The 24,771-nt window shown below is 41.5% G+C and carries 17 protein-coding genes, 2 tRNA genes and 3 rRNA genes; 3 read left to right on the plus strand and 19 right to left on the minus strand.

All coding sequences use genetic code 11. The annotated features are described in order from the left end of the window. The 5 genes from filE to filA all read right to left on the minus strand — a co-directional run bounded on the left by filE (position 1) and on the right by filA (position 6,317). Positions 1 to 1,245 carry a putative pilus assembly protein FilE gene (filE, locus tag NDN13_RS10815; protein WP_251115468.1) on the minus strand — a complete coding sequence of 415 codons (1,245 nt, stop codon included), beginning with the start codon at positions 1,243 to 1,245 and terminating at the stop codon, positions 1 to 3. Beyond that, positions 1,245 to 2,909, minus strand: coding sequence for a putative pilus system OmpP1/FadL family transporter FilD (filD, locus tag NDN13_RS10820; protein WP_251118218.1), 1,665 nt, complete (start codon positions 2,907 to 2,909; stop codon positions 1,245 to 1,247). Before filD ends, filE begins: the two co-directional genes overlap by 1 nt. Positions 2,910 to 2,924: 15 nt before the next feature. After that, positions 2,925 to 4,076, minus strand: coding sequence for a putative pilus system protein FilC (gene filC / locus NDN13_RS10825; RefSeq protein WP_251115469.1), 1,152 nt, complete (start codon positions 4,074 to 4,076; stop codon positions 2,925 to 2,927). Between the two features lie 46 nt (positions 4,077 to 4,122). Next, positions 4,123 to 4,956 carry a putative pilus system C39 family peptidase FilB gene (filB, locus tag NDN13_RS10830; protein WP_251115470.1) on the minus strand — a complete coding sequence of 278 codons (834 nt, stop codon included), beginning with the start codon at positions 4,954 to 4,956 and terminating at the stop codon, positions 4,123 to 4,125. Positions 4,957 to 5,369: 413 nt separating this feature from the next. Then, positions 5,370 to 6,317, minus strand: a complete 948-nt coding sequence (filA, locus tag NDN13_RS10835) for a putative pilus system protein FilA (protein ID WP_251115471.1) — start codon at positions 6,315 to 6,317, stop codon at positions 5,370 to 5,372. 509 nt (positions 6,318 to 6,826) lie between these two features. Here filA and NDN13_RS10840 point away from each other — a divergent pair. Then, positions 6,827 to 8,170 (plus strand): anthranilate synthase component I family protein, encoded by a 1,344-nt coding sequence (locus tag NDN13_RS10840; RefSeq protein ID WP_251115472.1) that lies wholly within the window; start codon positions 6,827 to 6,829, stop codon positions 8,168 to 8,170. A gap of 8 nt (positions 8,171 to 8,178) precedes the next feature. On the opposite strand, the gene hisC is transcribed toward NDN13_RS10840, so the two are convergent. From hisC to NDN13_RS10910, 14 genes are all read right to left on the minus strand, one after another. Then, the gene (hisC, locus tag NDN13_RS10845) at positions 8,179 to 9,264 is read right to left on the minus strand and encodes a histidinol-phosphate transaminase (RefSeq protein WP_251115473.1); all 1,086 of its coding nucleotides are present in this window, start codon (positions 9,262 to 9,264) and stop codon (positions 8,179 to 8,181) included. A 157-nt stretch (positions 9,265 to 9,421) separates the two neighbouring features. Next, positions 9,422 to 10,714 carry a histidinol dehydrogenase gene (hisD, locus tag NDN13_RS10850; RefSeq protein WP_251115474.1) on the minus strand — a complete coding sequence of 431 codons (1,293 nt, stop codon included), beginning with the start codon at positions 10,712 to 10,714 and terminating at the stop codon, positions 9,422 to 9,424. 131 nt (positions 10,715 to 10,845) lie between these two features. Next, positions 10,846 to 11,508 carry a DUF4272 domain-containing protein gene (locus NDN13_RS10855; RefSeq protein WP_251115475.1) on the minus strand — a complete coding sequence of 221 codons (663 nt, stop codon included), beginning with the start codon at positions 11,506 to 11,508 and terminating at the stop codon, positions 10,846 to 10,848. A 140-nt stretch (positions 11,509 to 11,648) separates the two neighbouring features. Beyond that, positions 11,649 to 12,338 carry an ATP phosphoribosyltransferase gene (hisG, locus tag NDN13_RS10860; RefSeq protein WP_005239568.1) on the minus strand — a complete coding sequence of 230 codons (690 nt, stop codon included), beginning with the start codon at positions 12,336 to 12,338 and terminating at the stop codon, positions 11,649 to 11,651. Beyond that, on the minus strand, positions 12,335 to 13,594 hold the full coding sequence (gene murA / locus NDN13_RS10865) for a UDP-N-acetylglucosamine 1-carboxyvinyltransferase (RefSeq protein WP_251115476.1): 1,260 nt from the start codon (positions 13,592 to 13,594) through the stop codon (positions 12,335 to 12,337). The genes hisG and murA overlap by 4 nt, the downstream gene beginning before the upstream one ends. Positions 13,595 to 13,600: 6 nt before the next feature. After that, the gene (gene ibaG / locus NDN13_RS10870; RefSeq protein WP_004655594.1) at positions 13,601 to 13,852 is read right to left on the minus strand and encodes a BolA family iron metabolism protein IbaG; all 252 of its coding nucleotides are present in this window, start codon (positions 13,850 to 13,852) and stop codon (positions 13,601 to 13,603) included. 139 nt (positions 13,853 to 13,991) lie between these two features. Next, the gene (gene hpf / locus NDN13_RS10875) at positions 13,992 to 14,333 is read right to left on the minus strand and encodes a ribosome hibernation-promoting factor, HPF/YfiA family (protein ID WP_004655596.1); all 342 of its coding nucleotides are present in this window, start codon (positions 14,331 to 14,333) and stop codon (positions 13,992 to 13,994) included. 170 nt (positions 14,334 to 14,503) lie between these two features. Next, on the minus strand, positions 14,504 to 15,952 hold the full coding sequence (locus NDN13_RS10880) for an RNA polymerase factor sigma-54 (RefSeq protein ID WP_251115477.1): 1,449 nt from the start codon (positions 15,950 to 15,952) through the stop codon (positions 14,504 to 14,506). 176 nt (positions 15,953 to 16,128) lie between these two features. Then, a complete protein-coding gene (locus NDN13_RS10885; protein WP_251115478.1) occupies positions 16,129 to 16,563 on the minus strand; it encodes a VOC family protein in 435 nt (144 codons plus the stop codon). Between the two features lie 179 nt (positions 16,564 to 16,742). Next, positions 16,743 to 16,857 (minus strand): 5S ribosomal RNA (gene rrf, locus NDN13_RS10890). Between the two features lie 158 nt (positions 16,858 to 17,015). Next, a 23S ribosomal RNA gene (locus NDN13_RS10895) occupies positions 17,016 to 19,908 on the minus strand. Positions 19,909 to 20,346: 438 nt separating this feature from the next. Then, positions 20,347 to 20,422, minus strand: a tRNA-Ala gene (locus NDN13_RS10900). 55 nt (positions 20,423 to 20,477) lie between these two features. Further along, positions 20,478 to 20,554 (minus strand) — tRNA-Ile (locus NDN13_RS10905). 59 nt (positions 20,555 to 20,613) lie between these two features. Next, positions 20,614 to 22,151, minus strand: a 16S ribosomal RNA gene (locus tag NDN13_RS10910). Together the 16S, 23S and 5S rRNA genes with 2 tRNA genes alongside form the textbook arrangement of a ribosomal RNA operon. A gap of 574 nt (positions 22,152 to 22,725) precedes the next feature. On the opposite strand from NDN13_RS10910, the gene NDN13_RS10915 reads away from it, so the two are divergent. Both NDN13_RS10915 and gigA read left to right on the plus strand, forming a co-directional pair. Continuing rightward, positions 22,726 to 23,613, plus strand: coding sequence for an MlaA family lipoprotein (locus NDN13_RS10915; RefSeq protein WP_251115479.1), 888 nt, complete (start codon positions 22,726 to 22,728; stop codon positions 23,611 to 23,613). Positions 23,614 to 23,743: 130 nt separating this feature from the next. Further along, entirely contained in the window at positions 23,744 to 24,712 is a 969-nt protein-coding gene (gigA, locus tag NDN13_RS10920) for an RsbU family protein phosphatase GigA (RefSeq protein WP_251118219.1), read from the plus strand. The last annotated feature ends 59 nt before the right edge of the window (positions 24,713 to 24,771 follow it).

Here is a 24,771-nt window from a genome sequence, read left to right on the forward strand (position 1 = left end):
TTACTGTAAAACAGAAATTTTTATCTGTCCTTGATTCGAGAGTTCTTGCTCAGAAACATCAACTGCAGATGCTAATGGAGTCATCATCACATAACGAACATCTTTAGGTACTTTTATCACACCTTGAATAGCAGAGTGTTGCAACACTGTCGCTGCAGTTTGACTATTTTTAAAGCCACTGACACCCTCAGTAATACACCCTTTTTCATCGAGAAAAACAACGAGTGGCCAGTAATACACTGGTTTACTATTATTAGAAGAATATGAATCAATCTGCATATATTGAATTGAGGTATCTAACTTCAATAACTCATATTCAAACTTTTCCTTTAATGGTTTTCGGGGCCAAAGTCCAATATCTTTATTCAACTTCAAGGTTTTGATCGACTTCTTATAGTCCTCTAAAAAGCAGCGGTCATTTTCAAAAGCGGCTTTTAAATCTTCACTCGATAAACGTACATAAGTGCTAGACAATACGATTGGAGCTGTCAATTGCTGTGAACGATTCAATAGTTTATCTAACATTGAGCGACTCACCCCTTTTTTTCTTTCAATGGTTTCCATACGCCCTGTACCATCAGGCATGGTATAAAAACGTTTTTTTCCATCTAAATTAAACTCTTGATTTTCCAGATACTCATTATTGACATAATCAACGCCATCAACCTGACTAAACCCAGTGGAAGAGACCACCTCATTTGAAGAGTTTGAAGCACTTTGAGTTAATGGTACATTTTCTATCCCAGTTAATTTTTTTTCAGCTGCTGGGTGCTCTACCTTCAACTGACTTGTAGACGCTTGAGTCACTTTTGATTGTTCAACAGGTACGACTGAAAGCTTTTTTACATCCTTGTCTACCACTTTAGAAGGGGGCATCGATTCTATTTTTTGTTGCCCTATCGTGGGTTCAACACCTTCGGTAGTTTTCATTGCCTTAGATGAGCTTTTAGTAGATTCAACTGGTTGAGAATATTCAATCTTTTTCTGCTCAACAGGTACAGCAACAGCCGTTACTTTCTCGGAATGGTCAATAGCTGGCAAAGTCATTTTTTCAGTATGAGTAACCTGTTTCTGCTTATTTGGCCCAACTTCTTTTTTCCCAACTCTCATTGGCACAACCATAGGACGACCATCTGGCCCAATGATTGTATAGAAACCATCTGCATAAACAGCCGGAACACTTGATACCATTAAACAAAATAATGAAATAGCAAGTGTCGATTGTTGAGTCTTTTTCTTTTGCATTACCATCTTGTTCTGTAGTTAATCCCAAGTAAAGTTACTTTCGTATTTGTTTTTACATTTAGGCCCGCATATGGGTTTAATAACAGGTTGTTTACACCTGTTTGGTTAGAAAGGCTACTTGTATTTGCAGGAATATCATCACGGCTACGTAAGAAACCAACAGATAAGTCAATATCTGTGTCCTGATCAAAACGATAGCCAAGACCCAAGCCAAACAATTGTGCATTGTTAATTGGCACCATGGTATTTCGTTTATCATCTGGAATCGAACTGGTACGAGGCTCATATCCCATCCGCAACTTCAAACGATCTGTTGCGGAATACTCAAAACCAATTCCCCACCGCCAGGAAGATTGAAATTTCAACGGTAAAGCAAGTGACCGATCCGTTACATCATTAGATAAAAGTTTAGCCACTTTTAATAATGAAATTTGTCGGTCAAACTCAAATCTAAATTTGTCCCATGCCGAGAAATCTGTCCAACCTACATCAAAATTCATTTGTAAATCAGGGAATATTTTATATTTTATTCCTGCTTTAAAATGTTGTGGGTACTTAAAATCCATTGCCAATAAACCAGATTCGACTGGTGGTGCATAACCAGGAAAACCTAAAATAGCAGCCAAAATTTGACCTGTTGCAGATGAATTTAATCCAGCAATTAATTGTTGTGGTGCATCTGCGACATTAATTAAGTATTTCCCCTTTAACCGCATCTTCGCTTCACTTTGATATACCATTCCGAAACTAAAGTCGTCGGTCGGCTCCCAAAGTAAACCCAAGTTATAACTAGGGCTGAGCGATTGCTCAAGAGAAACATCTAAAGACCCTACCTTACTAAAAGGATCCATGCCTTGTTTGGCATTACAAATACCAAAAAGTAAGAGATCTGTAATAATGTCTCCATTCTCTTTAAACGGTCCACATACGACCTCATCGACCATACGTAACACCCCAATCATCTCGTTGGGGAAACGTAAGTCAGTTTTCATGGCAATCGCTTGATAAGACATTCCAAAAGACGCACCAAGATATAAATTATCATTCACCTGATAACCAAACGAAGGTGACAAATAGGTAATACGTTCTAATGCAACCTGCTGTCCCATATAGTTACTTGGATTACCATCTTCTGCACCAAAACCAGCAACAAGTGGCGCATAAATAGCTGTTGCATATGTTACTTTGGAACCTGGTGGTTTATAAGAAATACCCGCGGTTGGTGCAACTAATGGAGAGTTAGGGCCTAAATCTACAATTTTCTTCAAGATAGGAACATAAATACTGGCATATTCGACATCACCACTCACTGTCCCTTTGAAGTCTGTACAGATATTCGCATCAACTTCAGGCCCATCGTTACACACAATTGGATCATCTGAATAGCCAAAAACGTTGTAACCCGCAGGCGCCGCATAATCACGTTTAATTGCAAAATTGGCTAGAATCCCTTGCACATCCGTCTGTAAGCCATCTAATTTAGCAAGTGCAGCTGGGTTAAAGTGAACAGCACTAATACCAGGAGGATCCGCAGTAACCGCATTCCCCAATGCCAAAGAACGTAAATCTACCGATAAGTCTTGTCCGAGTTGTGCATGGGTAGCACTCGATAGCCCAGCAAATAAAATTGCTATCGTTAATGGACATAATTTAAGGTTTTTCACCATTATTACATCTCCTTAACGAATTTTTTTACCAAAACCTATGATATCAAGCGGGAAAGACAGGCCAAGTGAAACATCTGGTGCATCTTCAGTTAAACCGATTCCCACAGTACCGTTGACAATTGTTTCAGGCGATACACGTACCCCTAAAGCAAATGACAACATGGCGCTACTCTGGTCAGCAGATTTATAACTCTCATCATTCTCAAAATAGAATTTTGCGCCCGTATTAAAACTTTGTTGATATGACATGGTCAAAGACACGTCATAATTAAATGAATAAGCAAATCCAAAAGAAAAACCACCACTCAAACCTGGATCAAAACTTTCCAGTACTCGGCTTCCACGCAATTGATTGAGGCCGGATTCTTTTAAACCATAACTTGTTGAAACCGAAGCAAACAATACGACAGGATCAATATATTTACGTGTACTCGCTCCAGCACCTACAGAATAATAACCTTTACCAGTAGATAGCTCGTCTACCCCAACTTCATAAGGACTATCGCCAGTTTTGGTCGATAAACTACCAAATAAAACTAAAGGCAATCGACCTTGTTTTAAAGGAAATGGTTCCCAACGTGCACCAAAGTTGATATCACCCAGTCCTGCGGTTGTTTGGTCTTGTAATAAGTCTTTTTTTGCAACAAAAGGCAATGAGGCAGATAAAGTGACGTTATCCAGCAAACCATACTGAACTGTAAAGGTATTGGTTAATGTATGGTTGGCATCTTCTTCTACACGTAATCTAGATAATGAACTATTACTATCATTCATTGCCAAATCAAGGCGACTATCCCGATAATAGGTATAATCCAAATCATAATAAGACGAAAAGATCCCTTTTTTTATGAGTGAGTACTGACGCTCATTTGAAGTAAACACTTCTTGTAAATTTGTTTCCTGTGTTGCATCACTTTCTTTTTTTTGTAAAGCGCTTGCAGCCTGATCTGCCTGACTCCCCTCCGCAACAGGAGCAGCCTCCACTACAGGTTTAATAGCACTTTCAACCGCCGTATTGGTTTGTCCTTCAGCTACCACCGCAGTCTGATCTGTTTCAGATGCTACAGTCTCCGTTACGGGTTGTTGATCTGCTGCGTAAAGTGTTGATGTGATTGCACCTAAACTTAAGGCCAACACACTCATATTCATCCATGTACGATTCATTTTACTTTGCATCCTATTACATTAATTTTACTGTTTTTTTCTAAACTTACTTCCGCTTGTAATATAAGCGCATATAGGTCGTAATCGGTTGGTTATAAGTTGCTGAATTAGGATCTGCATCCAATACCCGACGCATGGTTGATGCTTTGTCTGCAAGACGTTCAAATTTTTGCGTTGGAAACTGAATTTCAGCAAGGGCATACCGATTTACTGTTGCATCCTCTACATGACGCATATCTGCATCTTGTAATGCCAATAAACTCTTTTGGTATTGTTGAGGAATATCAACAATAAATAATGTATTGTTGTCCCATATTTCTTTAAACCTAGATTCATCAAAGCTAATATTACCGAGTGCAGGATCAGCAACATAAACTCTTCCATCTTTATACGCTTTATATACGACAAAATGTTTAAAGCCAGCATAAGTAATAGGAACAATCGCTGGTTGTTTTAACGCAATAAGATCCGAAAATTCCCCACGATAGCCTCCACTATTAATCCCTAAAGCGGAGACAAAACGTTTCATATCCAACAAAGAGAAACTTCGACGCTCGATAATGCGCTGATACTCCCCATACTGAAGTAAGCCACTCATGGTCTGCTGTTCGGTAAGGCGTAAACCACCATAACCATTCAGTAGGGTCGTTAAAGCAGCAGAACCACAGCTATAGTCATAAGCTTGGCGTACAATCCCACGAAACTGCTCCTCTACAGCAGGTTTAATCACAACTGCTTCGCGATGATTCCGTGTAAATGAAGGGTTACGAGAGTCCAAAGTTTCTGTATAGAATACAGTCCCTTCTGGTTTTTTTTCTATTTCAAAGGCTTGCGTTGTAAAGTAATACATCAATGCCGAGCCTAAAGCGATCTCTAACATAAGTCTCTTTTTCTAACAATGGCAGCACTTGCCTTATTCATTTTATTTTTAGTGTCTATGACACTACATCCCTGCAAGATGAAGATACCTGCTTTTATAAGAAAATACATCTTTTTTTTAGTTTTTTTTGACGGAATGTTATTTTTTTTATAATTACCTCTACAATTAAACAATTAGCCACCTTAAAAAAACAATTCAGCAACAAGAAATTGCTGCTAAAAACGCCTTTTTATTCCTTATAAATTACCATAGTGGGTCAAAAATAAATAAACGATAGGCATAAAATAACATCAAGTTAAACCCTCAAAAGCGAAAGGCACCCTATGATTCACACTTGCTACTCGTCAGAGAATAAGTTTTCCTTTAAAAACAAAAAAAAGCGCAAAATGCGCTTTTTTTTGTTTGATAACTGATTAGTGACCAGAAATCGTGATCGCTGCACCATTACCGCCAGCATAAGTGGTTTTCAAACCTTGAATTTCTACATCACCAATTGAACCAGCAGTAGCACTACCTAAACGAACACCTTTAATGTAGATATCTGAACCATTAGTTGGAGATTGGCTTACAATTCTTAAGAATCCATCATTAGCACCAGCAGTACTTTCACCAACAACACTAACATTCGCCTTAACAGTCATGTCAGTACCACCATTATCAGCAACTTTAATGCTGTCTAAATGGATTTCACCAGCTAATGTACTTGCAACACCAGTTGAAGTTGTTTGACCAATTGTTGATTTATCTTTAATGCCTAGATTGGTAATTTCCAAACCACCAGTCATTGTTGTATTCAACATGATCATTGCACCTTGAGGAGCAGCACCTAATTGAATATTTGCATCCATTGTACCAGTTTTTAAAGTTAAACCAGATAAGATCTCATTTGCTGTACCAGTCGTACCACGTTGGATACTAGTTGTACCTTGTGTTCCAGAAGCAGCTACTTCAATTTTACCCAAGCTAATATTCAAGCCAGATACTTTTGCTGCAACATTAAGGAACGCACCACCTGTTGCTGTAGTACCAGCATCAGTATCAATTGCTAAATCAGCTAAGTTATGAGAAGGCAATAATGCAGACATATTTGGTGTAATTGCAACGTTGTTTACAACGATTGCACCAGCAACACCTGTACCACCAGAACCGATTGTACCAGCCGCAGCACCATTGTCAGCATAACCATCGTTATCATGAATTAATAATTTGTCGATCGTAACAGAAGTAACACCAAGACCAATGTTAATACCGTCTTGACCTGTTGCAGCGCTTAGTGCAGCATCGTCCATTGACTGCATAGCCATTGCATTTACGCTAATCGCCATTGAAGAAACTAAAGCTAGTTTAGTAAACATTTTCATTGAGCACTCTCCCAAGAGCATTTATTTTTTGACTTACACTACTCTAAACTGTCCACGGTCGTTTTATTCTTAAATGACAACTTGAACTTCCAATCCTTGAGTAGTTCGCTTAGCAATTACTAAATTACCTGTTTGTTATTTTATGTTCAACTCCTGTTAACTGCTTTTTATCCACAAACCGACAAACGGCATAAAGAACACACAATTTTCTAAGCAGCGAAAAATTATGACAACAGCATGTAATTCTTGATTATTTTTATAAAATAATTTTTAAATCCAAAATAACAAAGTTTGGCGATGCTCCGTTTATCCAGGGCTAAATACGTATAAGAAGTGTTAACAAAAGCGCTTTCTTATTTTAATTTGATAAATACATCATTCATTTTACCTAAGCAATCAACTCCTACAACTCTGAATTTTTAAGCAAAAAACTGGATTATCATCCATGTGATGTTTTTGAATGTAGTACAATTCTGCTCTCTAAATTTAGTGCAAGTATTTCCATTTTTATGTCTTATTTTCAGCAAAAGCTTAACACGCAACTCACTTCTGCATTTGAGCTTCTGTCCCGACTTTATGATTTAACTGGATTGGTCTATTTGCACGACCAAGCTTCGCCTGTGATTGCCTTTTTACCCACAGAGTTTTTAGTTTCTCAACACGCTGAACTGCAACAATTCCAACAGATACAATTCAATCAATATCAAATCAAATCAGAAGTGAACACGCTCTTAGAATTCGCTCAGTTTGATGACATCTCCTGTTCTGATCACTCTAATGGATTTCATGGTGGATATATTGGTTTCTTTAGTTATGACTATAGTGCGAATCAATTTATTGAAATTGCGGCCCATCCACAACCTCACTTTTTTTTAGGCCAATACACTAGCTTTTTAAAGTTTCAGCAAGGTGAATGGTACTTTCATAGTAAAGATGTTCAGGCCGAACGTATCTATCAATACATTTCCAATTTACTCAATACACCAAAACAACTCAATACACTGTCTTTAAATCAACAATGCCACCCTCGTTGGGCGAAACAGCAGTACTTCACTGCATTCAACCAAGTTCAGGAGTACATCAAAGCGGGGGATTGTTATCAAATTAATTTGACCCAAGAATTTACAGCACCGACCCAGGGCTCATTACTCAGTCGCGCCCAAGACTTATGGGAACTTACCCATGCCCCTTATGCGGGTTATCTCAAAATTAATGATTTTGAGCTGCTCAGTTGTTCACCTGAATTGTTTATTGAATTTCAAACTCATGGAAAGATAAAAACGCGCCCGATTAAGGGAACCATGCCCCGTTTTGATGATCCTGAGCAGGATAAAATCTCTAAAAATAAACTAAGTAGTTCTGAAAAAGATCAGGCTGAGAATGTCATGATTGTGGATTTACTGCGCAACGATTTAAGCGTTTATGCAGAAACAGGTTCGGTAAACACCACAAAACTGTTTGAAATTGAAAGCTTCAATCAAGTTCATCATATGGTCAGTGAGATCACCGCGACTTTAAAAGAACAGATTAATCCAATGCAAATGCTATTGTCTGCCCTGCCTGGCGGTTCGATTACAGGCGCACCCAAAATTCGAGCAATGCAGATTATTGAAGAATTAGAAGGCGCACCACGAGGTGCTTATTGTGGCAGCTTGGGTTATTTTAATTTTGATGGAACAGGATGCTGGAATATTTTGATTCGCAGTATTCAGCAATACCAGAATCAATTATCGATGTGGGCGGGTGGCGGGATTACCATTGCCTCTGATGCAGAAGCCGAGTATCAGGAATGTTTCGATAAAATTTCTGCCATGCTTGATTTACTCAATACATGGCAGAAAGCGGACAATTAAATCAAAGCTTATAAAATTTGCGTTTTAAGGGTATCCACGAAACGCTGATTTTGTTCATCGGTGCCAATGGTAATACGCAAGAATTGATTGATTCGTGGTTTGTTGAAGTAACGAACAATAATTCCTTGTTCACGCAATTGTTGGGCAAGTCGTGCCGCATCATGTTGTGGGTGCGTTGCAAAGATAAAATTAGCTTTTGATGGTAAAACCTCAAACCCCAAAGCGGTAAGATCACTCACCAATTGCTCGCGACTCTCGATCACCTTTTGACATTGCGCTTCAAAATAAGCTTGATCCTCAAAAGATGCGACAGCGGCTGCTATGGCAAAGCGATCCATTGGGTATGAGTTAAAACTATTCTTCACTGCTTCAAGTGCCGCAATCAAATGCGCCTGTGCAATCGCAAAGCCGACACGTAATCCTGCCAATGAGCGTGATTTCGATGTCGTTTGGCAAACCACTAAATTTTCGTATTGATTGACCAATTGTACTGCTGATTCTGCACCAAAATCGACATAGGCTTCATCAATCACCACCACGCGATCAGGATTGGCTTTAAGCACCTGCTCAATCTGTGCTAATCCTAATGCAATGCTGGTTGGTGCATTCGGATTGGTAATGATGATCCCGCCATTTTCCTGTGCATAATCAGAAACATCAATTTCGAATTTTTCATTCAATGGGATCTGCTTGGTTTGCGTTGCAAAAAATTGGCTATAAACAGGATAAAAGCTATAGGTAATATCTGGATAAAGAATCGGCTCTTTTTGAATAAAAAACGCTTTAAAAATATGCGCCAAAACTTCATCCGAACCATTGCCGACAAAGACTTGGCTGATATCTACCTGTTGTTGCTTAGCAATCGCCTGCTTGAGTGCCGTTGCATCAGGATCTGGATAAAGACGTAGGTCATCCGCTTGATTCGTCAAAACGGCTTCAACCGCTGCCACGACTTTTGGCGATGGTGGATATGGATTTTCGTTGGTATTCAGTTTGAGTAAGTTCTGAATTTTAGGTTGCTCACCTGGCACATACGGCTCTAATTCACGAACTTCGGGACTCCAAAAACGCATTTGTTCTGTTGTAAACGTCATTTTATATTCTCTTGTTGCCCTCTCCTAACCTCTCCCCAAGGGAGAGGAATCTTCAAACCTATTTCACATATATCGTGACAAGTCCCCGCTCTTTTTAGGAGAGGGTTAGGGAAAGGTTTATATTTGTTATCGTGCTAGGTTACGACACACTTCAAACTTAACTTTGGTAGCGATAGCGGGCTGAACGTGCATGAGCATCAAGATTTTCTTGTACCGCAAGGACATCGGCCGTTTTCGCCAAAGTTTTAACACCGTCCTGTGAGCACATAATCAGGCTTGAACGCTTCTGGAAATCATAAACCCCAAGTGGCGATGAGAACCGTGCTGTGCCCGATGTAGGTAAGACATGGTTTGGACCCGCACAATAATCACCAATCGCTTCTGGTGTATAACGTCCCATAAAGATTGCGCCTGCATGACGAATTTCTTGACTCATCACTTCAGCATCATCAAGGCACAGTTCCAAGTGCTCAGGTGCTACTTGATTGATCAACGCAATCGCTTCAGCACGGTCTCGCACCAAAACTAAAGCGCCGCGATTCTGAATCGACGTTCGCGCAATTTCGGCTTTTGGTAATTCAGCCAAGTGCTTTTCAATTGCGGCATCCACAGCATTTAAAAGTGCTTCATCAGGTGTGATAAAAATGGCTTGAGCAACGGTATCGTGTTCTGCTTGAGACAGTACATCCATGGCTAACCATTCAGCATTATTTTCACCTTCGGCATAGACCAAAATTTCCGAAGGCCCTGCGATCATATCGATCCCAACCTGCCCAAAAACAGCACGTTTTGCAGCTGCAACAAAGCGGTTGCCTGGCCCTGTGATTTTATCCACAGCTGGAATAGTTTCGGTTCCATAAGCCAATGCCGCAACAGCTTGTGCACCACCAATGGTAAATACACGGCTTACCCCTGCCAAATAGGCAGCAGCTAACACCAATGGATTCAATTCACCATTCGGAGCTGGAACCACCATGATGATTTCAGGAACTCCCGCGACATGTGCAGGCAAAGCATTCATTAACACCGATGAAGGATAAGAAGCTAAACCACCCGGTACATAAATCCCGACACGATCAAGCGGTGTAACTTTCTGGCCTAAGGTATTGCCCAACTCATCCACATAGCTCCAACCTTCTTGCTTTTGCGCTTGGTGGAACGAGCGAATACGTTTTGCGGCCAACTCCAAAGCTTCACGAATTTCAGTACTTAAGCCTTCAAATGCGGTTTTCAATTGGGCTTGGGTCAATTCTAAATCAGAGAATTGATGCGCTGGATGTCGATCGAACTGCTGTGTTAATTTAAGTACATGTTCATCACCATGCCGACGTACATCAGCAATGATTTGGTCCACAGTTTGTACTAATTGAGGATCATTCACAGTTTCAAATGCTAAAAGTTCAGCAAAAGCCTGTTTAAAGTTCTGATCCTGAGTCGATAAACGTCGCATCAATTTACCCACAAGGCGAATAAGAGAGCGCTAAGTTTACTCTTTTTCATCCGACTTGTGGGCAAGATAACATCAGCATTTCCATCTGCTTTAATAGGAAAAATCATTTTTAGGCTTAAATATTTTAAATTTTATGTATTTAGGTCAGGATTATCCCAATCGCCATCGCGTTGTATAAGCCAATTTAAAGCCCCATGACGTTCTACAACTACCGAAGTATTTAAATTTGCAGGTGCATCTTGTTGTTTTAAGCGAGCATCTACACATGCCCAATCATAGCGATAGATTAAATCTGCCTGATCTAAAATTTCATCGACACTTCTTAACTCAACTTGCTGCATAAATTCATCAAAAGAACCACAGGCAGAGACCACTTGCACTGCAAAATCACAATCTGCAATTGTATCTGGATAGCCGAGCTCTTTAACGATACCTAAAGCCCAAAGTAAAACCCAGTAAGCCTCATATTTCCAAATCATATTGACGATATCTTGTTGAGAACCTTCTTGATTTAAAATATTTTGCTCTTTAGAGCTTAACTCATCAAATACTTTAAATTTATGCAGTAAATCAACGATAAAGCTTTTCGTTTCCTGATCAAATTGCTGATGATTTAAATCACAGGCCACTTGGATGATGATTAAACATGCAATTGCCCGTTTGGCAATATCCTCTGCGGAACGAGCAATCACCTCATCAGCCGATTCAATATGCGGTAACCATTCTATATAAGGGATAGACTGAGCTTGTAATTTTAAAATTGACTCTTGTTTACGCTGTAAAGGCGTTTTCATTATTATTACTCATCACCAGACAATACGCCCTTTTAGCACAACCCTCAATCTGAAAGGAAGATTTTCCTTTTCCTAATCAGAAGATTCAGCGATAAAAAAACCGTTCAAAGGAACGGTTTTTTAGAAACATCATGTAAAAATCACGCTGAACGAGATTTCACAGCCTCTTCAAGTTGCGTCAAAATCGGATTTAACACCGCTTGTTTACGTTTAAAGCTTGCTTTGTTCACAATCAAACGAGAAGAAACTTTGCAGATTTCTTCTAATGGCTCTAAACCATTGGCACGCAAGGTATTACCTGTATCAACTACATCGACAATGTAATCACCCAACCCAACCAAAGGTGCAAGTTCCATTGATCCGTATAGTTTAATGACATCAACCTGCTCACCTAAGCTTGCATAATATTGACGGGTTAAATTCACATATTTGGTCGCGATCTTTAAACGGCCCTTTGGTCGTTCCATGCCCACTTTGCCTGCGGTCATCAACTTACAATTGGCAATTTTGAGATCAAGCAACTCATACACATGTTGTGCACCATGTTCCATCAATACATCTTTACCTGCCACACCGAAATCTGCCGCACCATTTTCGACATAGGTCGGTACATCGGAAGCACGTAAAATTAAAATACGAACTTTTTTATGTGTGGTCGGAAAAATCAATTTACGTGACTTATCTGGGTCTTCCAGTAAATTAATACCTGCATTTTCAAGTAAGGGCAAAGTTTCTTTTAAGATACGACCTTTACTGAGTGCTAAAGTTAAACCATGATCAAAATTGCCCATTACGTCAAAATTTGGATCATCGTTTCTTAAGTCATTCATCCTTTTACTCGCTTAATCTGAGCACCTAAACTTTGCAGCTTTTCTTCCACCTGTTCGTAACCACGATCAATATGGTAGATACGATCTACAAGTGTCTCACCCTCTGCAACTAATGCAGCTAGAACCAATGAGAATGAAGCACGTAAATCTGTTGCCATCACAGGCGCTGCTTGCAGCTTTTCTACGCCAGTTACAACTGCATCATGACCTTCAACTTGGATATTCGCACCCATACGTGAAAGTTCTGGAACATGCATAAAACGGTTTTCAAAGATCGTTTCAGAAATCGTTGCAAAACCGCGACCCACCACATTCACTGCCATAATTTGTGCTTGCATATCGGTTGGAAATTCAGGATGCGGCAATGTTCTAAAGCTTACCGCTTTTGGACGCTTACCTTGCATATCCAATTCAATCCAGTCATCACCACGGGTCACTTCCGCACCCATTTCTTCAAACTTGTCCAAGACAGCTTCAAGCAATGTCGGATCAGTATGTGTTGTCTTTACTCGACCACCTGTAATGGCAGCAGCAGCTAAATATGAACCAGTTTCAATACGATCAGCAACTACAGCATATTCACAGCCATGTAGGCTTTCAACACCGGTAACGACTAAAGTATCGGTATCAATACCTTCAATTTTAGCACCCATTTTAATGAGCATTTGCGCAAGATCGGTGATTTCTGGTTCACGTGCTGCATTACGAATTGTGGTCACACCATCAGCCAAAGCAGCAGCCATCAAGATGTTTTCAGTACCGCCAACGGTCACCATATCAAAAACAACTTCACCGCCTTTTAAGCGACCATCTACAGAAGCATGCACATAACCATTTTCTACTTCAATCTGCGCACCTAAAGCTTCTAAAGCCTTTAAGTGTTGATCCACTGGACGTGAGCCAATCGCACAGCCGCCTGGCAATGATACTTTGGCATTGCCATAACGTGCCAATAATGGCCCAAGCACCAAAATAGATGCACGCATGGTTTTAACCAACTCATAAGGTGCAAATTGGTTGTCTAATGTCGATGCATCAGCACGAACCGTTTCCCCTTCATAGCTCATGGTCACACCAAGGCCAGCAATGAGTTTAACTAAAGTGTTTACGTCTTTTAGATTTGGAACATTGGTCAGCGTAATCGGAGAGTCGGCAAGAATCATTGCTGCAAGTAAAGGTAAAGCCGCATTTTTAGCGCCAGAAATGCGTACTTCGCCCTCGAGCTTAACACCACCCGTAATTAAAAATTTATCCATTAATATTTAAGCTCCGAAAAGGCTTGCTTTGCGCCATTCGTCTTTTGTCATTGCGCGAATCGTAACAGCGTGAACTTCACCACTCGCAATATAAGAATTTAGAGGTGCATAAACCGATTGTTGACGAGCAACGGTACGTTTACCTTCAAACTGATCATCAACAATACGCAGGTCAAATTTTCCAGCTTGTCCGCTCACTGCTACTTCTGCTTCAGGGAAAGCTTCTTTTAAAATTTGCGTGAGCTGCTCACTATTCATTCCAAGACCTCTTATACAACCATTGGTGTAAAACGAGCTATTTTACTATAACTTTTTCACATAATTCAGTAAGCAGTTTCTTTTTTTATCAATAAAAAAAAAGAGGCTCCACAAAAAGCCTCTTTTATAAAAATAAAAACTAACTCAAAAGTGCCAGTTCATGCTGATAAGAACATTGAATTTTTCGATGTTTCGCAAGCTGACGTTTTAATTTATCTGTAAGTTTTCTAATCGAAGTATACATATCATCGGCTGTCGCCTGTGCAAACAGTTCCACCCCCGGCAAACGGATAATTGCTTCTGCAATATGGTTTGCACTGCCTTTGTGTGAACGTTTATCAATTTGATGATCTTTCGCCAGTTTGATTTGCATACTATTGACCTGATCGAGATGCTTGGTCATTTGACTAAACTTTTCTTTTATATTTTCTTCAATGGCTGGTGTAATGGTTAAATGGTGTCCACGAATCGTTATTTGCATAATTCTATCCCTCACCTTTTTTTCTCAGGATACAAGACAATCGCTCAAGCAAATTTAATGCACATCAGTGGTTCAACATCCATTAAATCATTTTCAGCGACTCCTCTAGTGACTATAAAAAATTCATTATTCCGTAATAATGAACTACTAGAATAGTCACACCTTAAAATTTAGATCAAGACTTTTCTTTCAGAAGATGATGGAATATGTAACGATTCGCGATATTTTGCTACGGTACGACGAGCCACCTCAATCCCTTCATCCTTCAACATTTCAGCGATTGCATTATCAGACAAAGGCTTACGTGGATTTTCATTCGATACCAGTTTTTTAATCATGGCACGAATTGCAGTCGAGGAAGCTTCACCACCCGTTGTGGTTCCCACATGGCTTGAAAAAAAGTATTTCAACTCAAATAAACCACGTGGCGTCAGCATATATTTATTGGTGGTCACCCGTGAAACAGTTGATTCATGCAATTCAACTTCTTCTGCGACATCACGAAGCACCAAAGGTTTCATTCCCTCTGGTCCTTGCTCCAAGAAAGCGCGTTGATGTTCAACAATGCAGGTTGCCACTTTCAACAAAGTCTTATGGCGCTCATCAATGCTTTTAATAAAATTCTTCGCTTCCAGCATTTGATTACGCAGATAGACATTATCGTCACTTTGATCAGCTCGACGAATCATGCCTGAATAAAAAGAATTAATTCTCAGTTTTGGCATTACATCTGGATTAAGCTGGACTTGCCAGTGTTGGTCTTTTTTTGCCACCACCACATCAGGCACTTGATACTCAGACTCTTGCTGATTAAATTCCAAACCAGGATAAGGCTTCAAAGTCTTCAGCAAATCAACTGCACTTTTTAGTTGTTCTTTGGATAGTCCCGTTTGTTTTAATAATTTATTCAGATCATTCGAGATCAATAATTCATAGTATTTTAATAGATTTCTAGCTTCAGCAAGATAAGGAACTTTTTCATTAAAGGTTTCAAGCTGGATAGCTAAACATTCAGCCAAATTTCTTGAACCCACGCCAATTGGATCTAAACGTTGAATATGTTTTAAAACCACAATGATTTCATCTTCTTCAACTTCTTCCTCACTTTCCATTTCTTGTAACAAGCGGGAAACTGCAAGTAGGATATCCTCCAACGCTGCATCGAGGAATCCTTTATCATCCAAAGAGTCCACAATGCAATATGCAATCAGTTTATCGACAGTCGAAAAATGCAAAAGATTCACTTGATCTAAAATATGCTCTTTGAGGCTCAATTGTATCTGACGATTGTCCTCTCTCTCTTCATATTCTGGTGAGCCCAAGGCCGTCGATTGATGGGTATAAATATCATCCCATTCGGTATCTACAGGTAAATCATTGGGAAGATGATCAGCATTGAGTTCAGTGGTTAAGTCCGCTGTCTCTTTTGTCTCTAGCGTCGAAAGACTTTCCGTTGTACCTAGATCCTCAATTTTCTCTAATAAAGGATTGCTATCTAATTGAATCTGGATTTCTTGTTCGAGTTCTAAACTTGAGAGCTGTAAAAGACGTATGGCCTGTTGTAATTGAGGAGTCAACGATAAACTGTTCGCAACTTTCAATCCAACAGATAATTTCATAGTCTTTCCTTTTATTTAAACAAGCAAAAAACATGCCTATAAAATTATTTATAACATAAAGCAATGTTTACGCATATAAGGAAAGTGATTTTAGACTGACTAATTTGTTCAAAAACCAATATAAAATAAATACCCCTATCTATTTATTCACTAACTACTAATCAAGGCATCCGAAATTACAATCCTACTTGTCTTGCCTGCTCTTTCAGCTCATCAAAGGTCATATCCGTATGATGTGTAGCAAAAAACCATGAATGACCAAATGGATCTTCAAGCTCGGTCATAAGATCTCCATGAAATTGCTCCTCGACTGGCCGGATCACTTTAACTCCCGAAGCCTGTGCTCGCTCAAAAAAAGCTTTTACATCTTTTACATATACAAATAAATTAATAGGTGTACCACCAATTGACTCAGGGCTTTTAAAATTAAATTCAAGGTACTCTTCTCTTAACATAAAACGAGCACCCTCGATAGACACATCCGCATGTGCCACCAAGCCTTCTTTACGCTCAATAATATTTAATACTTCCGCACCAAAGGCGACCTTATAAAACTCAAGTGCAGCAAAAGCATTACGAACATTCAGATATGGAATCACAACATCAGCCATTTGAGCCACCTCGCTGTTATTTTTCAATACTTATTTTTATAAATAGAATAGACTCTCAATCCTCATAAAAGTTAACCAATCAGGCCAATATTTCCAACATATTATGTGTTTTTATTCTTATTTTTCCGCACGATAAAAAACACCCCCAACCAGTTAGGTTGGGGGTGTTTAGATTTAAAAGCTGGCGATGACTTACTCTCACATGGCAAGTGCCACACTACCATCAGCGCTAAGAGGTTTCACTTCTGAGTTCGGGAAGGGATCAGGTGGTTCACTCTTGCTATTGTCGCCAGCAAACTGTTTTGGTTTTGGGTGGTCTTACATTTTTTGCCACTTAGTACCGAAAGAGTTATTAACGGATTAGATAATTGGTCTGTATTGTAACTAGATTTCACACTAAATCAAGTTATGTATTGAATTTATCTTGAATACAACAACTGTTTGGGTGTTGTATAGTCAAGCCTCACGAGCAATTAGTATTGGTCAGCTTCACACGTCACCGTGCTTCCACACCCAACCTATCAACGTCCTAGTCTCGAACGGCTCTTTAGAGGAATAAATTCCTAGGGAAATCTTATCTTGAGGTAGGCTTCCCGCTTAGATGCTTTCAGCGGTTATCCCTTCCGAACATAGCTACCCGGCGATGCGACTGGCGTCACAACCGGTACACCAGAGGTTCGTCCACTCTGGTCCTCTCGTACTAGGAGCAGATCCTCTCAAATTTCCAGCGCCCACGGTAGATAGGGACCGAACTGTCTCACGACGTTCTAAACCCAGCTCGCGTACCTCTTTAAATGGCGAACAGCCATACCCTTGGGACCTGCTTCAGCCCCAGGATGAGATGAGCCGACATCGAGGTGCCAAACACCGCCGTCGATATGAACTCTTGGGCGGTATCAGCCTGTTATCCCCAGAGTACCTTTTATCCGTTGAGCGATGGCCCTTCCATACAGAACCACCGGATCACTAAGACCTACTTTCGTACCTGCTCGACTTGTGGGTCTCGCAGTTAAGCGCGCTTTTGCCTTTATACTCTACGCGTGATTTCCGACCACGCTGAGCGCACCTTCGTACTCCTCCGTTACTCTTTAGGAGGAGACCGCCCCAGTCAAACTACCCACCAGACATGGTCCTCGCCCCGGATTACGGGGCAGAGTTAGAACCTCAACATTACCAGGGTGGTATTTCAAGGACGGCTCCATACAAACTAGCGTTCGTACTTCAAAGCCTCCCACCTATCCTACACAAGTAAGGTCAAAGTTCAATGTCAAGCTGCAGTAAAGGTTCACGGGGTCTTTCCGTCTAGCCGCGGGTACACTGCATCTTCACAGCGATTTCGATTTCACTGAGCCTCTGCTGGAGACAGCGCCGCCATCATTATGCCATTCGTGCAGGTCGGAACTTACCCGACAAGGAATTTCGCTACCTTAGGACCGTTATAGTTACGGCCGCCGTTTACTGGGGCTTCGATCAAGAGCTTCGCTTACGCTAACCCCATCAATTAACCTTCCAGCACCGGGCAGGCATCACACCCTATACGTCCACTTTCGTGTTTGCAGAGTGCTATGTTTTTAATAAACAGTTGCAGCGGCCTGGTTTCTGTGGCTGCCAATAGCTCAGGGAGCAAGTCCCATCACCGTCAGCAGCGTACCTTCTCCCGAAGTTACGGTACCATTTTGCCTAGTTCCTTCAGCAGAGTTCTCTCAAGCGCTTTGGTCTACTCGACCTGACCACCTGTGTCGGTTTCGGGTACGATTCCTGTGTAACTGAAGCTTAGAGACTTTTCCTGGAAGCATGGTATCAGCCACTTCACTGTACAAGTACAGCTTGCTATCAGCTCTCAGCATAGAGCACCCCGGATTTGCCTAAGATGCATGCCTACAACCTTCCACCTGGACAACCAACGCCAGGCTGACTTAACCTTCTCCGTCCTCTCATCGCATTACACAGAAGTATTGGAATATTAACCAATTTCCCATCGACTACGCCTCTCGGCCTCGCCTTAGGGGTCGACTCACCCAGCCCCGATTAACGTTGGACTGGAACCCTTGGTCTTTCAGCGAACGGGTTTTTCACCCGTTTTGTCGTTACTCACGTCAGCATTCGCACTTCTGATACCTCCAGCATACTTCTCAATACACCTTCATCGGCTTACAGAACGCTCCCCTACCACTTACGCTAATGCGTAAATCCGCAGCTTCGGCACATAGTTTTAGCCCCGTTACATCTTCCGCGCAGGCCGACTCGACTAGTGAGCTATTACGCTTTCTTTAAAGGGTGGCTGCTTCTAAGCCAACCTCCTAGCTGTCTATGCCTTCCCACATCGTTTCCCACTTAACTATGATTTTGGGGCCTTAGCTGGCGGTCTGGATTGTTTTCCTCTTGACTACGGACGTTAGCACCCGCAGTCTGTCTCCCGGATAGTACTCATTGGTATTCGGAGTTTGCATCGGTTTGGTAAGTCGGGATGACCCCCTAGCCGAAACAGTGCTCTACCCCCAATGGTATTCGTCCGAGGCGCTACCTAAATAGCTTTCGGGGAGAACCAGCTATCACCAGGCTTGATTAGCCTTTCACCCCTATCCACAAGTCATCCCCTGGCTTTTCAACGACAGTGGGTTCGGTCCTCCAGTTAGTGTTACCCAACCTTCAACCTGCTCATGGATAGATCGCCTGGTTTCGGGTCTATACCCAGCAACTAAACGCCCTATTAAGACTCGATTTCTCTACGGCTCCCCTATGCGGTTAACCTTGCTACTGAATATAAGTCGCTGACCCATTATACAAAAGGTACGCAGTCACCGAACAAGTCGGCTCCCACTGCTTGTATGCATGCGGTTTCAGGATCTATTTCACTCCCCTCACAGGGGTTCTTTTCGCCTTTCCCTCACGGTACTGGTTCACTATCGGTCAGTCAGGAGTATTTAGCCTTGGAGGATGGTCCCCCCATATTCAGACAAGGTTTCACGTGCCTCGCCCTACTCGTCATCATTGTGTGTGCCCTTTCGTGTACGGGAATATCACCCTCTACGTTCGCACTTCCCAGAGCGTTCCACTAGAACACACACAACTTAATGGGCTGCTCCCCGTTCGCTCGCCGCTACTAAGGGAATCTCAATTGATTTCTTTTCCTAAGGGTACTGAGATGTTTCACTTCCCCTCGTTCGCTTCATAAGCCTATGTATTCAGCTTATGATACCCGCCTTATAGCGGGTGGGTTCCCCCATTCAGAAATCTCCGGATCAAAGGATATTTGCCGCCTCCCCGGAGCTTTTCGCAGGCTATCACGTCTTTCATCGCCTCTGACTGCCAAGGCATCCACCACATGCACTTAATTACTTGACTATACAACCCCAAACAGTCGTTAACACATACAAGTGAGTGTTATCGTTGCAAACTTAATTGCCACTGGTTTGTTGTCTGTGAACTTAATCACCATACAGCTTCAATCTAAATTCATATACCAAAACGCTTGATTCAGTGTTTTTGCTAGTTCTCAGATTAAATATCTTCTTAACAATTGCTTGTTAAGCTTATATCTAATCGAGTTTGAACAATTTATTTCAGACTCAATTTTCTAATCTGTTAATGATTAACTACCACCTCGTCGGTGAGTAGTAAACTGTGATAAATCACAGAGATTAATAAACCAGTCAACTTGGACTGTATTCACTAAACTCTATAATCTTCTTAGCTTCAAGCTACATCCTATGTGTGCCTGCGCACAGCATAGCTGTTTGCTTAAATTCTCGGACAAAGCGTTGCTTTGTTTACCCTCGAATTTGGTGGAGACTAGGAGAGTCGAACTCCTGACCTCCTGCGTGCAAAGCAGGCGCTCTACCAACTAAGCTAAGTCCCCAGCTTATCACTTAATGAACGACATATCTTTCAATCCAAGCTACTGCAATCAGATTTGGTGGGTCTGACAAGACTTGAACTTGTGACCCCACGCTTATCAAGCGTGTGCTCTAACCAACTGAGCTACAGACCCTCAGATACATCTTCGAAGAACAACTTGTTGTGGATTCTTACCAGTCACCAATCTTTCGTTAAGGAGGTGATCCAGCCGCAGGTTCCCCTACGGCTACCTTGTTACGACTTCACCCCAGTCATCGGCCACACCGTGGTAAGCGTCCTCCTTGCGGTTAGACTACCTACTTCTGGTGCAACAAACTCCCATGGTGTGACGGGCGGTGTGTACAAGGCCCGGGAACGTATTCACCGCGGCATTCTGATCCGCGATTACTAGCGATTCCGACTTCATGGAGTCGAGTTGCAGACTCCAATCCGGACTACGATCGGCTTTTTGAGATTAGCATCCTATCGCTAGGTAGCAACCCTTTGTACCGACCATTGTAGCACGTGTGTAGCCCTGGCCGTAAGGGCCATGATGACTTGACGTCGTCCCCGCCTTCCTCCAGTTTGTCACTGGCAGTATCCTTAAAGTTCCCGACATTACTCGCTGGCAAATAAGGAAAAGGGTTGCGCTCGTTGCGGGACTTAACCCAACATCTCACGACACGAGCTGACGACAGCCATGCAGCACCTGTATCTAGATTCCCGAAGGCACCAATCCATCTCTGGAAAGTTTCTAGTATGTCAAGGCCAGGTAAGGTTCTTCGCGTTGCATCGAATTAAACCACATGCTCCACCGCTTGTGCGGGCCCCCGTCAATTCATTTGAGTTTTAGTCTTGCGACCGTACTCCCCAGGCGGTCTACTTATCGCGTTAGCTGCGCCACTAAAGCCTCAAAGGCCCCAACGGCTAGTAGACATCGTTTACGGCATGGACTACCAGGGTATCTAATCCTGTTTGCTCCCCATGCTTTCGTACCTCAGCGTCAGTATTAGGCCAGATGGCTGCCTTCGCCATCGGTATTCCTCCAGATCTCTACGCATTTCACCGCTACACCTGGAATTCTACCATCCTCTCCCATACTCTAGCTTCCCAGTATCGAATGCAATTCCCAAGTTAAGCTCGGGGATTTCACATCCGACTTAAAAAGCCGCCTACGCACGCTTTACGCCCAGTAAATCCGATTAACGCTCGCACCCTCTGTATTACCGCGGCTGCTGGCACAGAGTTAGCCGGTGCTTATTCTGCGAGTAACGTCCACTATCCTAGAGTATTAATCTAAGTAGCCTCCTCCTCGCTTAAAGTGCTTTACAACCAAAAGGCCTTCTTCACACACGCGGCATGGCTGGATCAGGCTTCCGCCCATTGTCCAATATTCCCCACTGCTGCCTCCCGTAGGAGTCTGGGCCGTGTCTCAGTCCCAGTGTGGCGGATCATCCTCTCAGACCCGCTACAGATCGTCGCCTTGGTAGGCCTTTACCCCACCAACTAGCTAATCCGACTTAGGCTCATCATTTAGCGCAAGGTCCGAAGATCCCCTGCTTTCTCCCGTAGGACGTATGCGGTATTAGCATTCCTTTCGGAATGTTGTCCCCCACTAAATGGCAGATTCCTAAGCATTACTCACCCGTCCGCCGCTAGGTTAGGTAGCAAGCTACCCTTCCCCGCTCGACTTGCATGTGTTAAGCCTGCCGCCAGCGTTCAATCTGAGCCATGATCAAACTCTTCAGTTTAAAATCATTAGTAGCTTATGGCTACAAATCTTGGCTCATCAATTTTCTGACTAAAAATTCGCTCAAATAAACTTCGAGAAATTTCTACTCTTCAATCAATGAAATATTTTCGATTGATCAACTAGTAAAAATCCACACAAGTTGTTCTTCTATTCTCTTAATGATCTTCTCGATGATTCGTCATCATCAAGCTAGGTCGGCTATATTACTCTCAATTTCTTAAAAGTCAACAGGTAATTTAGATATTTAACAAACTTATCAATCAACCCAAGAACTCAACCACTTTAGCCAAATCCTTGTTTCTCAACAAGTTTTTATCTGCATCACCGCCGATGGATGTGCATTCTACAGCATTTCCAATCCAACACAACCCCATTTTTTAAATTATCTTGATTTAATGCTTCGAATGTACATTTTTAAACCAAAATCACAATTTTTCTTATATTTTTCGACCGAATTTGTTTTAATAATAGGAGAACAACTAAACTATATGCTCATCTTTATGTTTCGCGTTTGCTGACGCAATCATTTTAATGGCTGTATTATTTCGCTCTCACAGCGATTAAGGACTTATATGCATTACTCAAATTTTATCTTGCTTGGGTTGTTAACTGCTGGAGCATGTTCATCAGTATTCGCACAAGAAACTCCCAGCGATTCAACCAACCAAACTAATGCTGTAGCAAACCAAGTCAGTGCAGAGCAAAAAACCTCAACGATTCAAGCCATCAAAGATTTAAAGCATCTGACTAAAAATGATTTAAAAGTAAATGCCAATGCAGCACAGCCAGATTCGGTGAAAGACCCGCTACAACCGTTGAACCGCCAAATCTATGCTTTTAATGATATGTTAGACCGCAATTTATTAAAGCCTGTTGCAATTCAATATGTTGCCAAAGTACCAGAACCTGTACGTAGCCCCTACCGTCAGTTTCGCAAAAACCTAGGTGAACCTTGGAATGCGGTGAATCAACTGATACAAGGCCGTCCGACACGTGCTGCAAAAACTTTAGGTCGCTTTACTGTAAATACTTTAACAACTTTAGGTTTTGCAGATCCTGCTCGTCGTTTAGGTTTAAATACTGAAGAAGAAAGTTTTGGTGTCACTCTTGGTTATTATGGTGTTCCATCTGGTCCTTATGTGATGTTGCCATTCTTCGGCCCAAGTACCTTCCGTGATGGTTTTGGTTTAGCCGCAGATAGTTTCGGTCGCCCACAAAAATACCTATTGGATGATCAAGAAGGTATTTATTGGTCAACCAACCTGTTACAAGCTGTTGATGCACGTTCTCAAATTCTTGATATTGAAGAAAGCTTAAAAGGCGACAAGTATTCAATGATCCGAGACTTTTATTTACAACGTAAAGCCTTCCAGATTGCCGAGAAACGCAGTGACTCAAATGACGTTTCTTTTGTCGGTGATGCAGATGATGTCGATGACAGTTCTACCGACGAAAAATGATTAAATTAAAATAATGTTTTACAAACTTATGTATTGCCAGAGAATTTAAACTCTGGCAATACTATATCCAAGGTCATCTTTCATCCCTGATGAATTTTAAATGATCATACAAAGGATTGGCTATTCATCTATGTATTTCATTCAACCCACGCGTTCCATACCTTGTTTAGATCAAGCTTTAACTGAATTACCCAGTTTGCAGATGATTCAAATTGATGATTTGGATTTGTATGATCAAACCATTATCGCAATTGCAGATGTCCAAGATTTTTTAAAATATCAATGGAAACTCCCTACGATTGTTCTTGCGTTTGAACATGAAGGTGCAGCGCTGGCACAAGCATGGGAATTAGGAGCTTTAGCAGGTTGGATGTGGGATAGTTTACCTAAAAATCCTGTTCATTCCTTATTTAAGATAGATGCGCAATACAAACGCAATCAAGACAGTCGAGATTTGCCCTCAGCCGCCGAATTACAAAAGCGTCTATTACCCAACCCTATCGAATTACCTAACTATCAGTTTGAATCCTTTTTTCAACCTTCGGCCTATCTATCTGGCGACTGGTATGATTATTGGCGCTTAAATGATGAAGAAGTTTTATTCTATCTTGCAGATGTATCAGGGCATGGTGTTACCAGCAGTTTATTAACCTCGTGGATGGCCGCATTTCATGGCCGTTCAAAAACTCCAAGTCAATTGATTCAAAAACTCAATGCCATGTTGGTGCAAGAAAATATTGAAAAGCACATTACCATGGTGGCAGGGATTTTAAACTTGGTTACACATGAAGTCCGCTGGTCAAGTGCAGGACACTACCCTCCACCGATTATTTTTGAACCCAACCAGCCCCCTCAAATCTTGACCACCAGCAGTTTTCCATTAGGTTTGACTGAAGAGTTAGAGGTGGAAGAACATCATTGTCGATTAAGTCGCCATGCACGGTTTATTTTATGTTCTGATGGTGCTTTAGAGCCCTTCGATGGCGGTTTAAATGATCAGTTTAATCAATTGGTCGAACATCTACAAAAAGATTCCTTCAAAGCCCCAGATCATGTGGCAGATGATATCGCAATCCTGAGCTTGTGCCGAATGAATTAATTTAAAAATCAATAATTTAATTAAATCATACCTTGCAACCACTTGTGTCTACAATATCA

The organism is Acinetobacter sp. C32I (assembly GCF_023702715.1).
Lineage (GTDB): Bacteria > Pseudomonadota > Gammaproteobacteria > Pseudomonadales > Moraxellaceae > Acinetobacter.